The 14330-nt window shown below is 46.0% G+C and carries 11 protein-coding genes; 2 read left to right on the top strand and 9 right to left on the bottom strand.

Annotated features, from left to right (window positions below; genetic code table 11):
* Positions 1-74 precede the first annotated feature (74 nt).
* The 5 genes from ACGTNH_RS01230 to thrS form a co-directional block, all read right to left on the bottom strand.
* Complete coding sequence (locus ACGTNH_RS01230) at positions 75-1502, bottom strand: LutB/LldF family L-lactate oxidation iron-sulfur protein (RefSeq protein ID WP_394584465.1); 1428 nt, start codon at positions 1500-1502, stop codon at positions 75-77.
* A gap of 15 nt (positions 1503-1517) precedes the next feature.
* The gene (locus ACGTNH_RS01225; protein ID WP_394584464.1) at positions 1518-2234 is read right to left on the bottom strand and encodes a (Fe-S)-binding protein; all 717 of its coding nucleotides are present in this window, start codon (positions 2232-2234) and stop codon (positions 1518-1520) included.
* Positions 2235-2258: 24 nt separating this feature from the next.
* Entirely contained in the window at positions 2259-2966 is a 708-nt protein-coding gene (locus tag ACGTNH_RS01220; RefSeq protein WP_394584463.1) for a FadR/GntR family transcriptional regulator, read from the bottom strand.
* Between the two features lie 114 nt (positions 2967-3080).
* Positions 3081-4667, bottom strand: a complete 1587-nt coding sequence (locus tag ACGTNH_RS01215) for an L-lactate permease (RefSeq protein ID WP_394586098.1) — start codon at positions 4665-4667, stop codon at positions 3081-3083.
* Between the two features lie 157 nt (positions 4668-4824).
* Positions 4825-6747: a threonine--tRNA ligase gene (gene thrS, locus ACGTNH_RS01210; protein ID WP_394584462.1), complete on the bottom strand. Its 1923-nt coding sequence runs from the start codon at positions 6745-6747 to the stop codon at positions 4825-4827.
* A gap of 779 nt (positions 6748-7526) precedes the next feature.
* Between thrS and ACGTNH_RS01205 the strand changes: the two genes are divergently transcribed.
* Positions 7527-7718: a hypothetical protein gene (locus tag ACGTNH_RS01205; RefSeq protein WP_394584461.1), complete on the top strand. Its 192-nt coding sequence runs from the start codon at positions 7527-7529 to the stop codon at positions 7716-7718.
* Here ACGTNH_RS01205 and ACGTNH_RS01200 read toward each other — a convergent pair.
* The 4 genes from ACGTNH_RS01200 to ACGTNH_RS01185 all read right to left on the bottom strand — a co-directional run bounded on the left by ACGTNH_RS01200 (position 7708) and on the right by ACGTNH_RS01185 (position 13559).
* Positions 7708-9633, bottom strand: coding sequence for an endonuclease MutS2 (locus ACGTNH_RS01200; RefSeq protein ID WP_394584460.1), 1926 nt, complete (start codon positions 9631-9633; stop codon positions 7708-7710). The genes ACGTNH_RS01205 and ACGTNH_RS01200 overlap by 11 nt on opposite strands.
* 356 nt (positions 9634-9989) lie before the next feature.
* A complete protein-coding gene (locus ACGTNH_RS01195; RefSeq protein WP_394584459.1) occupies positions 9990-10202 on the bottom strand; it encodes a hypothetical protein in 213 nt (70 codons plus the stop codon).
* Complete coding sequence (locus tag ACGTNH_RS01190) at positions 10202-10906, bottom strand: LppM family (lipo)protein (protein WP_394584458.1); 705 nt, start codon at positions 10904-10906, stop codon at positions 10202-10204. Before ACGTNH_RS01190 ends, ACGTNH_RS01195 begins: the two co-directional genes overlap by 1 nt.
* A 283-nt stretch (positions 10907-11189) precedes the next feature.
* Positions 11190-13559: an immune inhibitor A domain-containing protein gene (locus ACGTNH_RS01185; protein ID WP_507161308.1), complete on the bottom strand. Its 2370-nt coding sequence runs from the start codon at positions 13557-13559 to the stop codon at positions 11190-11192.
* Between the two features lie 435 nt (positions 13560-13994).
* Here ACGTNH_RS01185 and ACGTNH_RS01180 point away from each other — a divergent pair, with 435 nt between their 5' ends.
* On the top strand, positions 13995-14279 hold the full coding sequence (locus ACGTNH_RS01180) for a hypothetical protein (RefSeq protein WP_394584456.1): 285 nt from the start codon (positions 13995-13997) through the stop codon (positions 14277-14279).
* Positions 14280-14330 lie beyond the last annotated feature (51 nt).

The following is a 14330-nucleotide window of genomic DNA, read 5'->3' as shown; positions in this document are numbered from 1 at the left end:
TTCAACTTCTGTCCGCCGCGGCCTGCCGAGCTGCTCAGCAATTTCATCTAAAAAACTCTCGCGGTGATGAATGGTCATCCGTCATTCCTCCTCTTCTCCCGTTGTTTGTACCAGCTGCGGAAGCTTTGCCGGGCAGGAGCAGGGAAGTCCCTTGAGTCCGTCCATCCTTTAAGCGGTCCCGGTCCGTTTGAGATGTAGTCATCTTCTGTCCACGGCTTTAAAGCTGTGTGCGCCATTTTCGTACTCAGCTTGTAGGCAGCTGAAGTGGAAGCCCATTTTGCATAACCCTTCATCATGACGCCTTCTGCTTTTGATCCCATATTCTCGCGCTCTACAATAATTTCCCGGTGACGGATTAAATGCTCGTGAAGTGGTATTTTGACCGGACAAGCTTCGGTGCAGGCTGCACACAACGTCGAGGCATACGGCAGATCTTTATGATCTTCATAGCCGTCAAGCAGCGGGGTCAGCACTGCGCCTATCGGTCCAGGGTAAATGGAGCCGTATGAGTGACCGCCGACGTGGCGATATACCGGGCAGGCATTAATGCAGGCTGCACAGCGAATGCAGTGCAGAGCCGACTGGAACTCCGTGCCGAGAATCTTCGAGCGGCCATTATCCACGATGACAAGGTGGAAATCCTCGGGTCCATCGACTTCTTCTTCCAGTCTCGTCCCTGTCAGCGCCGTAATATAACTCGTCAGCTTTTGTCCGACAGCGGCCCGGGTTAATAAACTAACCACCACTTCAAGATCCTCCCACGTGGGCACAATCCGCTCCATTCCCATAACGGAAATCTGCGTATCGGGAAGCGATGTGACCATACGCGCATTGCCTTCGTTTGTTACAAGGGTGACAGCACCGGACTCAGCCACAGCAAAGTTACACCCGGTCACACCGATATCAGCTGAAAGAAAATCCTGCCGGAGCTGCTCTCGCGCAAACGCGGCGAGCTCTTCCGGCTGATCCGATCCTGTATAGCCTTTCTTCTCCACAAATGTTTCACGAATTTGTTCTTTGTTTTTATGCAGGGCAGGGGTCACGATGTGAGAAGGCGGATCTTCATCCAATTGGAGAATCCACTCGCCTAAATCAGATTCGACGACCTCACACCCGCTCTCTTCCAACGCTTCATTTAAGCCGATTTCTTCCGTCACCATCGACTTTGATTTCACGACTTTCTTCGCTTCTTTTTCTCGAGCAATTTTCTGAACGTATTGATTCGCATCCTCTGCCGTTTTAGCAAAATACACCGTGCCGCCTCGCTTTTCCACCTGTTCGCTCAGCTGGTGCAAATAGTAATCGAGGTTTTCCATCGTGTGGCTGCGTATTTCTTCTCCGAGCGTGCGCCATTCTTCCCAGTCACCAAGATCTTCCGCGGCTTTCAAACGTCCCGACCGGAATCGCCCCTGCGCCGAAGAAACCGCCTGCCGCATAAATGCATTGTCTATGCCATCCTGAATCCGCTCCGCGTACGTCTGCTTCCCAATTTTTATGCTCATCTTTCCACTCCTTTCTTATTGACTGTTCAGCACCTGTGCAATATGCAGCACTTTAACGTCCTTGTCGTTGCGCCTTAAACGTCCGCCCATATTCATAAGACAGCCCATATCGCCGCCAATTAAGTATTCGGCTTTCGTTTCGGTGATATGTTCAGCTTTTTCATGAACCATCTGCTCAGAGACAGTTGCATTCTTTACGGCAAAGGTACCGCCAAATCCGCAGCAGTCTTCTTTTAGCGGGAGGTCGATGATTTCTAGTCCTTCCACATTCTCAAGTAAAATGCGCGGGGCGTCTGTCACCCCGAGCAGGCGGGTCATATGGCAGGAAGGGTGATACGTAGCTTTGCCTTGAAAAGTCGAGCCAACATCTTTTACCTCAAGCACATCGACAAGAAACTGGGTCAGCTCATATGTTTTCTGAACGAGGGTTTCTGCTCGTTCCTTCCATCCAGGCTCATCGTCCAGTACCTTCGGATATTCCTTCAGCATGTGCACACAAGATCCCGATGGGCCAACAACATATTCACTTGCTTCAAAGGCTCTAATCATCTGCTTCATCGCCTGCTTTGATTCCTTAACGTAGCCGCTGTTGTAAGCCGGCTGGCCGCAGCACGTCTGCCCTTGAGGAAAATCAACTTCACAGCCAAACCGTTCCAGCAGCTGCACCGTATCTTTCCCGACATCCGGCGTCAGCGTGTCACACAAACATGTTATGAACAAAGATACTCTCATCTCCGCCCCTCTCCCTTTCCTCGTTTAAATTTTTAAATATTGGTTTAATGAAGCTTCCACATGGCTTAAGTGGTTATACATGGCGTCTTTTGCCCCTTGCTCATTACGCTCGGCTACCGCAGCAAAAATCTGCCGGTGCTCTTCAAGCAGCCGCTCCGTCCCCTCTTTGGTATGAAGCAGCTTTCTTGTTTCCCTCATTGCCTGCACCATGATATCCGCGACACTCTTCATTAGATGAATAAACATTTGATTATGCGTCGCCTGCACGAGTGCGACATGAAATTCAAGATCAGCCCGATCGCCCAGCTCGCCGTTTCCTTTCGCTTCTTCCATTGCAAGAAGGGCATTCTCCATCGGCTGCAAGTCTTCCTCGGTACAGTGAAGCGCAGCCAGGCCTGCCGCCCCTACTTCAAGAACGTGGCGTACCTCAAGCAAATCCTTCACATCCTCACGCTTCATTAAAAATGCTACTGAGACGGGCAGCGAAAACCTGGACGCATCGAACGCTTTCACGTATGTTCCTTCCCCCTGGCGCATCTCAAGAATGCCCATCGCCCGTAAAGCACTCAAGGCCTCACGAATAGCCGAACGACCAACATTAAAGCTTTTTGCTAAATGTTCGACGCTGTCGAGCTTGTCTCCCGGCTTCAAGTCGCCTTCTTTTAATGATTCAAGCAGAGCATCAGCGACTTGCTCATAAATTTTTTTCGAACGAACGGGTTTGTATTCCACAACTATGACCTCTCTTACACTTTAGTTAGGTCATCAGATGACCTGTTTTACTATATTGTAGGCTCTTTAACTGGAAATAACAAGGAAAGGAGAGATAGAGAGCGTCTGCAAAAATTACATGAACAAGCTTATTCCCAAGGCTGCAATTCCGGCTGCCGCACCATAGAGAAGCGCCGGTCCCAGTGTTTTTCGAATAATATCGCCTTCTTTTCCAGAAAGTCCGACGACAGCACCTGCAGCTACTACGTTATGCACACAAATCATGTTTCCTGCAGATGCGCCGATCACCTGAAGAGAAAGAACCGTGTTGGAATCTAGTCCTGTCGCTTGTGCAATATTATATTGAATCGGGGAAAACGTAAGCTGTGAGACCGTCGCACTCCCTGTAATGAAAGAGCCCAGCTCTCCGAGGAATGGAGCGACTAAAATCCACATCGGACCAAAGCTTCCCGCCAGTGTTTCCGCGATATATTCCGGCATGCTTACTAAATCTTGTGCATTCATACCGGAATTTGTGAACACTTGAACAAGTGCAAGCGTAGCGGCGAGCGCAAGCGCTGCATCTTTCATTGACCGTACGGACTCTTTTGACGCTTTTACAAAATGCTGGAAGGAGGCTCGCTGAATGGCGACCGCAAGTAAAGCGGCAGCGACAAGCACCGTTCCCGGAGAATAAAGGACTTCCCATTTCGATGTAATGCCCTCCACACCAAGGATATTCACCCATGTAAGATCGACCCACGACATTGCTGCGTTTTTAACGGCGGGAATGATGCGTGTGACTAATAGTAAGACGACAATAATTAAATAAGGAGACCACGCGGTGACTAAAGGCATGGAAGACGTCTCGTTCACTTCTTCCGCATCCTCCGCCAGTGCGTCCTGCCAATTTCTTTTCGGCAGCAGGAACCCCTTGCTTGCAGTCGTAGTTGCGACAATAAGGGCAGTCAAAGAAGCTAAAATCGCTACAAATTCGTGTCCAAACAACGTCGCGTACAGCCACGCGGAAGACGTGTAGGAAATACCGACCAAAAATGCCCACGGAAATAATTCAAATGCATCTTTAAATCCTTTTCTTTTACCAAAAAACAGCGTAAGTACAATCACCAATACAAATGGAACGAACGTACCGACAAATAAATCGATAAACGCGACTTGTGCTCCTATCTCTTTATAAAATGGAATCCCGGCCTCAGGTAAGTTGCTTAACCCCACTTGAATCGGCGTTCCGACCGCTCCATAAGACACAGCTGAACTATCCGCTATTAAAGCAAGAGCCGCAGCAGCCATCGGAGTAAATCCAAGGGCCACCATTAACGGCCCTGTAACCGCAGCAGGTGTGCCAAATCCGGAAGCCCCTTCAATTAACGAACCAAACAAAAAGGCGACAATAATTACTTGAACACGCATATCTGTAGAGATGCTGCGGAACCCCTGATTAATCCGGTCCACAGCACCTGTCCGCCGCAGCGTATTTAACAGAACAATCGCACCGAATAAAATAAGCAGAATCGTCAACGTCTTATGAGCACCTTCAAGAACGGAAGCAGCGATCACTGCCGCATCCATTCCCCATACTGTAAAAGCTAAAGAAAGTACGATGAGCGCACTGAAGAACATCCCCTTTTTCGCCGACATCCGCAACAGAACGAGAAAAACAAACGGTGTAATAATTGCACTAAACGCTACCAGCAACAGCATATGGTCTCCCTCCAGCACTTGCTCTTCTTTTAAAAGTAAGGTCATCAGATGACCTGATATTATATTTTTATTGTAAGCCTTTTCTTATGAAAAAGCAATCTAATTTTTGCCAATAAAAAACGGTCAGCTCCTGATAAAGGAACCAACCGCGGCATACCTAGAGTTTCAGACTCCTAGCCGTGATTTTATGATTAACGGCACGTATAAATTCATCTAATTTAAGATTCTCGGATTCTTTCTGCCCGTATTTTCTTACATTAACTGACCGGTATTCCATCTCTTGATCACCCACTACCAGCACATAAGGAACTTTATTCATTTGAGTCTCACGTATTTTATATCCTAATTTCTCTTCTCTACTATCGGCTTCTACGCGGATCCCCGCCCTCTTCAGCTGGTCTTTAACTTCTTGGACGTATTTGTTGTGGACTTCGTTCGATACACCGATTACTTTCACTTGAATAGGAGCGAGCCAGACGGGAAATGCTCCGCCGAAATGCTCGATCAAAATACCGAGAAACCGGTCGATCGAACCAAATACTGCACGATGAATAATGACAGGGCGCACTTTTTCATTACGCTCGTTCACATAGGAAAGGTCAAATTTTTCAGGCATTTGAAAGTCCAGCTGAACCGTCGCACATTGGTGGCTTCGATTGAGAGCATCTTTTATATGAATATCTATTTTAGGACCATAAAAAGCCCCATCGCCTTCATTAATGTTATAGCTGTAATTTAAATCACCCAGCACATTTTCCAGAGCCTGTTCCGCATCCTCCCAAAGTGCCTTATCCCCCATATAATCATCCGGACGAGTCGAAAGCTCAAAGCTGTATTGAAAACCGAACGTGCTGTATACTTCATCAATTAATTGCAGAGCCCTCTTAACCTCTTGCTCTACCTGCGTTTCTGCAGCAAAAATATGAGCATCATCCTGGCAGAATGTACGTACTCTAAGCAGCCCATTTAAAGCACCGCTGAACTCGTGACGGTGCACCTGACCAAATTCCGCCATCCTGATCGGCAGGTCACGATAAGAATGAAGCTTATCTTTAAATATCATCATGTGACCCGGGCAGTTCATTGGTTTTAGCGAAAAATTTTGATCATCCACTTCTGAGAAATACATGTTCTCCTTATAATGATCCCAGTGGCCCGACTGCTTCCACAGGCGCTGATTCATCATAATTGGAGTACGGACCTCCTCATAATCATATTGGTGCTGGACTTTTCTTAAATACGCTGCAAGCTCATTACGCAGCACCTGACCATTCGGCAAATAAAAAGGCATGCCTGGAGCTTCTTCTGAGAACATAAACAGTTCCATCTGCCGGCCCAGCTTCCGATGATCCCTTTCCTTCGCTTCCTCGACAAAATGAAAATATTCCTCCAATTCAGAGGCAGAGGCAAACGCAGCACCATAAATACGCTGCAGCATTTGATTATCACTGTTCCCCCTCCAGTAAGCACCGGACACATGCGTTAACCGAAAAGCTTTAATGTACTTTGTCGACGGTACATGAGGGCCGCGGCATAAGTCTACGAACTCCCCCTGGCGATACACCGATACAACTTCGTCAACGGGAATGCTCTGCAGGAGCTCAAGCTTTAACGGCTCAGCGGCAAAAAGAATTTCCGCTTCTCTGCGTGAAATTTCCTCCCTGCTAATTTCAAGGTTTTCCGAAATAATTTTTTTCATCATCTTCTCAATCTGGGGCAGATCATCTGCTGGCAGAGATTGAACGATATCGATATCATAGTAAAATCCGTTTTCCACCACCGGCCCGATACCTAAATGAACGTCGCCATATAAACGTCTCACAGCCTGGGCTAGTAAATGTGCGGCTGAATGCCTCATGACTTCCAAGCCTTCAGGCGAATGAAGGTCAAACAATTCGATTTCTGCATCATGCCCGATGCTACGTTTCATATCATACAGTTCCCCATTCACTTTGCCGGCTACGGAGTTCTTTTTCAAACTCGAACTAATCGATCCGGCTATCTCCTCAAGACTCACCCCTATCTGATAACCCTTCTGGCTTCCATCAGGGAACTTTACAAGCACTTTCTCTTCATTCATGTGAACCACTCCTTTTGAATTCGGCTTAACTACACCTCAAAATAAAAAACACACACTCTCCCTAAACAGGGACGAGTGTGTGTTCTACCCGTGGTTCCACCCAATTTTCCGCCCGTCCAAACCTAAGACGAAGCGGCTTCATTACTAACGGTATCGTCGTTAAGACGGCACTGATTACTATTCCTTCACCAGTGCAGCTCCAAGGGGGTAAGTGATTCTCCTGCGTTAGGGTGATCTCAGCCCTCACCCCTCTCTGTTAACCGGTCAGAAAAACTATTGTCCTCATCTACGCTATGTATTTTTCATTAAAAAACGCACCCATCCCTTATAAAAAGGGACGAGTGCGTTGGAAACATAACCCGTGGTTCCACCCAAATGATACCACTGAAATGGTACCGCTTAATTGGCGCAATAACGTTGCGAGGACGATGCTGGTTACTCAAGCTTCCCCAGCACAGCTCCGAGGTGGTAAGCTATCTGCGTCAGGCTAGGGAGCTCTCACCTTTTCTCCCCTCTCTTTCAACCGCTGCACATAACCCGTGTCCTCTTCTTGGCTTTTCTATAATTGTAAATAATATACACAAGGTACGAGATAAAGTCAATAGTCATTTTCAGAAAATTATGCAGATGAAACAGCATCATCTCTGACTGGTGAAAAAGGGTTTCAGGAAACGGCGACACTCTTATAGAAGAGAAAGCGAAGGCTTCTCTACAAGCTGAGTTAAAACATGTTTCATCTTCAGCTCACTTGTCTATTTAATAACAAAGGAAGTGAACTCATGGAAATCCTAATTGCTTTTTTAATGATGATCGGTACTCTCTCCCTCTGGGGGATCGGCCTCATTTATCCGGACCTTAAACGATGGAAAGGAGAAAAGGTCTCCGAATGGAAAGGGTATGGCTACAGTATGCTCGGCGTCGGAATCTTCCTACTTATATTCATCGCATGCTGGTTTTTAATTAACGCTTAAAGTCCTCATCCTCAATTGTCAGCCCCTCGACATGCTTACGATCGAGCTGCTTCCTCACTTTACGATATTCCTTTGATTTAAAAATAATATCAAAATCGTAATCCGCCGGGTATAGCTCTTCTGCACGGATATAGAGCTCTAGACGTTTATAATTGATCTTCAGCTTTTCTCCCTTCTGCTGCACGATATAGTCGCCATTTTCGTCCGGTCCTTTATAAACAATCACCGTTTCTCCTGTCGCTTTCACTTTCACGTTGTCACCCATGTTAAAGTGAGTCACAGCGCTCTCTTTAGGAGCGGCTGGTTTCTTTTTCACATAACGGTTCACGATGATTTGCTGTTTCATTTCATTGCTCTTCAAAAGGGACTCCTCTACAGCATAGCTTCCCTTTTCCTGATAGGTGACTTCATGAGCCCGCTCAATAATGGATGGATGGAGTTCGAGCTTTAATGCAATTTGAAAGGCCTGGCTCTCTCCTGCTTCGCCGATCACGAGTCGATACGTCGGCTGCAGCGTTTCTAAATCAAATGACATCGATCCATTGATAAAATCTTCGCGTTTGTTCGCAAGCTCCTTCATCTCGGTAAAATGCGTCGTTACCATAAGCTTTGCTTTTTTCTCAACAAGCTGCTCTAAAATCGCCTGGGCCAGACCCATGCCTTCATTCGGCTCCGTTCCTGAGCCAATCTCATCGATTAAAGCCAGTGTACACGACCCCGCTTTTCGGAGAATGTCAATAATATTGACGAGTCTGGAGCTGAACGTGCTTAAGTTGGCTTCAATGCTCTGCCCGTCGCCAATATCGCAAAAGATGTCGTCATAAATCATTACATTGGACGCTGCGCTTGCCGGAATCCATAATCCGGCCTGGGCCATCATCGTCAGCAGGCCTGTTGTTTTCAGCGTAACGGTCTTACCACCTGTATTCGGCCCTGTAATCATTAAAGCCTGATCCTTTTCCTTCATGGTAATCGTTAAAGGGACCGCTTCTTGACCGAGCTGCGGATGCCGTGCATCAATGAGCGAGATGACGTTGTCTTCATTTAACTGAGGAGGATGAGCGGCAATCACTTTTGCGTATTTCGCTTTTGCAAAAATCACATCGTACTGGTGCATAACGTCAATGGCAAGCTGAATCGCCGGTTTATGCTCAAGGACGAGGCCTGTTAAATAGTACATAATCTGTTCCACTTCATGCTGCTCAGAAAATCTCAGCTGCTCAATGGATGCCTGCCGATCCGCAAGCTCCGCTGGCTCGATAAAAAGCGTGGCACCTGAGGACGACTGGTCCATCACTGCCCCCTTCAACTTTTGACGGTGCTCTCTTTTCACCGGAAGGGTGAGTCGTCCATTTTTCTCAACAATCATCTGCTCCTGCAGAACCGACGCGCGTTTTTTCAAAAGCTCCTGCGCCCGGTTTCTCAGTTTTGTCTGCTCCTGCTGCAGGTCTCTGCGCAGTTTAAGCAGCGCTTTTGTCGCGTAATCATCAATCTGCCCATTCTTTAAACAGCGGCGCAGCTCTTCCTCAAGCTCTGTGAGGTCCTCCATTGAATCGACGTAAACGGAAATCGTAGGGGCCGCATACCCTTTATCGTCCATAAACTTTTTCAGCTTACGGCAGTGATCGAGAAATTCGATCATACGGCTGAGGGCCTCCACGCGGATGTACCTCCCTTTTTCTCCTTCTTCTAAAGATCGAGTGACGGAATCAAGCGAATAAATCGGAACGCTTGAGTTGAGGGTAAGAATCGCAGCGGCTTCTTTAATTTCCTGAAACGACCGTTCGATCCGCCTCCGCTCCGTCATTGGTTCTAATGCTTGAATCGTTTGTTTTCCTTTATTCGTTAACGCATAAGAGCTGATTTCTTTCACGATCTGATCAAACCCTAATTTGTGAATCGCTTGTTTATTCAATGGTCATTCTCCTTTATTTATTTTTACATACAAAAAAACCACAGCAGGCGGATATACTCCTCCCTGCTGTGGCTGCTCAACCAACCATTCTGCAGATTAAAGATAAAAAAAGAACTACGACAGGCGCGTCATAGTTCTCCCTTTGATCATCGGGTATGCCTGTTCTTAACTACCCCTGCTTTCGTTCAACACAAAGAGCACCTGTTGATCAGGTGTTTTTGGAACGGGCAAGGATTATACAATTACGTATTAGTTAAGAACATACACACTCATAAAACAATCTCCTTTTAGATACCATAGTTGCAGAATGGTATGCTTTATTTATACGCCGGCTACGGTAACTTTGTCAATGTTTTTTACCTTTTACATTCAAATGAATAATCATTAGTGAAATTATTATGAATCTCAAGGATGACTTCTCCCCCATGGTCGTAGCATTGAGAAGTAAATCTATTAATTTCCTTCGTATTGAAATAGCTGCTCGTCATGAGTAAAAAGCTTACGACGAGCAGCAGCGTCACAAGTACAATCGAAGCACTGATAAAATATTTGTTCGTTACTACCTTCATTACTGTCCCTCCTTATTTGGCTTCCCTTTTTTACGCATCACTAGAAAAATTACAACGCCAATCACCGCAAGCGCTGCGACTCCAACTATGATAATGTTCCTTACATTCGGAGCATCCGCTTCGACCATAATGTCATTACTACCCGTTGGATTAATGTCCCAGGCCAGTACGCTGCCGTCTTCCTCATCAGCATTATGCTCCTTCGCCTGAATCGGCAGATCAAGGGTAAAGGTAAGATCCATTTGGTTCGCGATCATCTGCTCGACACCGCCTAAATCAAACGCTCCTTCTAAATCAAAAGAACCCTCGAGTCGATACGTGTCAGTAAAAAATCCTTCCTCTACTGAAAAGTTGATGTCTTCCTCCGCAGCAGAAGCATCCATGTCGGCCTGGTCGATAGTATCGGTATCGGGAATAAAGTCCATCTCTCCTGCATCTTCAAATTCCTTTGTCGCCGTAATGCCTATGTAGCCTTCTTCATCAAGCTCTTCAATTGTGTATCCTTGTGCTTCTAAATCTTGATTTGTTTCATCCAGCATTCCCTCGTCTCCGCCAAACTGAGCGAATGTGACTTCTTCGACTCCTATCGTAATGGTGTTAACGCCGCTGCCATCTTTATTAATTTTTACTGCAAAATCCCCTTTTACGCAGCCTGCCAAGAGCAAAGCGAGCATTATCATGGCTAGAATCATTCGTTTGTTCATTTGTCCATCTCCTCTATTTAACTATGAAACGGTAATGACTAGTGAAATGTCATACTATCATAATTTTTTCCAGTAGAGAAGTACTATATAGGAGCGAGGACTTGTATTCATTCTGACATTTCAAGGGTTATTTCTGACATTTGAGCTTGTTTTTCTGACATTTGGATGAATAATTCTGACATTATAAGATATTTTTCTGCCAATTGATCCGCTTATTCTGACATTTTACATTTAAAATAAAAAACGAGCATGGAAGCTCAACCGCTTCCATGCTCGTTTATCGTTAATCTCTCTTAATTGTAACTTTTCCAACTGTTCGATCTTTCGCTTCTCCCGTAACTTCCATCTTCAACCCATAGTTCGGTACGTTGCGTCCGGCATCCGGCAGCGCTTTGTTTAAGTAGTTCTTGCTATCATCGAATTTTTTCACAAACTGTTTGTGCTTATCTTCGATCGTCCCTCCTAACGTGTCACGGTAGTCAATAAACATTTTTTCATCATGCCGCAGGCTGAAAGCGGCGTCGTGCACCTGGAAACGAGTGGATGCTGCGTCTCCATTATCCCAGAAAACTCCCTTCTGATCAGCATCGACCACCCCTAGATAGCCTTCTCCAGGGTGGAAGCCTGTCCAATTATCGCTATATTTATTATCGGCGTACCAGATGACCAAGCCCGGATCATAAGACATTAAGCTGGCGCCGCGGCGGATGTTTCCAAGTCCTTTATCTACCCCTTGATGGTTTCTCCATTCAAGTAAATAGTAGTGTTCCGAGTTTTTCACCCCGGTGTCTTTCGTAAATCCGTCTAACGTAACTTTCGGTTCTCCCTCTGCATCATCAAAAAGTAAATCAGTATCTGTCCCTTCAGCGGTTACCCGAATGTCGTCCACGTAAAGACCAGGGTTAATAGCTGCTACGTCTGTCCAGTAATTAATTTTCACCTCTATGTTCTTACCGGCATAATCACTTAAATCAAACACGGCATCCACCCAGCCGTCGGATGTACCTGTGATGCCGTGACCCGGATTCTGATCATGCGGGTCAGTGTCAGTCGTAATGTTACCAGGAATAGCGTCCCACTCATCGGAACCCTCTTCTTTCACTTGGACCGATCCATAATCCCAATCGGTTTCAATGTCGTACCACGCTTTAAAGCTGAGTCCGCCTCCTCCATTCGTTAAGTCCACTTTAAATTCAGCCGAGTGATCAAGGTTATTTCCGCTGCCGCTGAAATATTGATACTCCCCGCTGTACGGCGTATTGACCACACTCACTTTATTCGGAAGATTAATACGCATCGCATCTAAATTGGTTCCTTTCGTATTCGCCTGATCAAGCAGGACCTCCATTCCTTTTTTATCAATGTTCTCGATATCTACTTCATCATATTTCAGCCAGTTGCCGCCGTGTGCCGCCTGCAGGTATTCCTTCGACCAGGCGCTGAATCCCGTTGGCTCTGTGCCTGGAATGTCCCCGGCCCAGCTGCCGCTCGACATAATCGACCAGTAGGCTACCGGCTCTCCGGCACCGGAATACTGCGTGTCGTACTCATCCGGGAGGCCGAGATCGTGGGCATACTCATGAGCGAAAACGCCGGCTGCTCCGTCGGCTGGCTCAATCGTGTAATCATAAGCGGCCATTCCACCGCCCCAGTAACCCACTTCAGCTTGTGGTGCTCCAGGAATCGCATATACTCCGCCAAGATTCCACCGGTGTGACCAGATCGCATCTCCCGCTAATTGACCGCCACCCGCTTCTTCCCCGACGGACGAATGAACGACCATTAAATGATCGACGAGCCCATCCGGCTCGCGGGTATTACCATCCCCATCCAGATCATAACGATCCTCCTGATCAAATTGAGATAAATCCAAATCAGGGTCCGCTGCTGCAGCTGCTAAGGCTTCTTTCACAAGAGCACGCGGGTTCTTATCACTTCCATCCGGTTCAGGATCGTTAGCTCCATAATAAGAGGCTGGATGTTCAGCTTCGTACCAGCCAGCTACCGTTCCTTCAACGGTGTACGCTCCACTGGTCTGTTCTTCATAAAACTGCTTCATCGATACGAGGTTTTCGCCATCGGGCCCTTCATACCCTTCATCGCCGAAAATCATATCCTCGTAGTGTTCTTTTACGTATTCTTCATAATACATGTCGGTATCCTCTGACTTAATTTGATCGGCTTTAAAATCCGGGAATTCCATTAACAGGACGAGCACTTGATCGGTACGGATATCGCCGTCATAGTCCTCCTCTACAACGGAATCAAGGTTCTTCTTCCCTTTTTTCGCTTTGTCCTTTCCTTTGTTTTTATTCCCTTTTTTCAGTTTTTCTTTTATCTCCTCCTCAATCTTCTGTTCTTCGTCATTCAGCTCGCCATCGTCATCCAGCTCTTTGAGGCTGTCCGATTTCTTTTTCAAAAATTCTTCTAATCCCTGCTGCGCTTCCTCTGGAGATGCTTTATTAGGAATATCTCCGCGCTCCTTCAGCATTTCGATTAGTCGTTCTTCGTTTGCGACAGCTAAGTCAAACGGACCTTCGCTATGTGCGTGTTCTTTGGTTGACTGTTCCGCCGACACACTCGGAACTGGTGATGCGGTAAACAGGCCTGTACATAAAACTGCAATCAACACCATGGACCAAAACTTTTTCACACTCAACTTTCCACTCTCCCGGTATGTATATTTTTTCAACGTCTTAACTATATTCTAATTTCAGAAAATTGAGAATCGTACCATGGTCTTATTGTTTCTACCTTTTTTTACATACATTTCCTCCCGTTTTCTAGGATTCCCCGGGATGTGACACAAAGCGGTTAAATTCCTGTTTCACTCTTCAAAAAAAGATTGGGGCATGAGTAGAGCAGCGAGAATATGTCAGGCACCGATGCTTGGCGTGCCTTTAGAATCCATGCTGTGGAAAACGGTGTGGACCATTACCCAGCGTGCTTTCAAGTGTGAGAAAACCTCCACCATCAGAGAAATAATGAATGATATGATAATAAAAGGGAATTTAATTCCAAGTGTGGAAACCTACTTAGATTATCTAAGTTTACTGTAGATAAATATAAAAATAATGGGGGCATAATGATGTGGTTAATATTTGGACTTATTGCCATAGTGGCAACTTTTTTAAATCTTTCTATGTATAATACAGGAAAAGATTATAAACTTGCGATGGCAATGGGATTATCATTTACAGCATTCACACTTTGTGCAGAATATAGCCTTGTATCTAATTGGGTGAAAAGTGAAGATTGGGCAGCTTTATTGGATGTTGTACCTACTATGGAAAAGGCCTTATGGTTTTTGACAATTGTTTCTATCATGTTAAATATACTACCTATCCTCTTAGAACTAAAAGATAAAAAATAATCTCAGGGTGCGTTAATTCCATAAGACAATAAAACGTAACTGAAATTCATT

It is taken from the genome of Halobacillus sp. B23F22_1, from assembly GCF_043497005.1.
GTDB lineage: Bacteria > Bacillota > Bacilli > Bacillales > Halobacillaceae > Halobacillus_A.
This window is presented reverse-complemented; position numbering and strand designations above follow the sequence as displayed.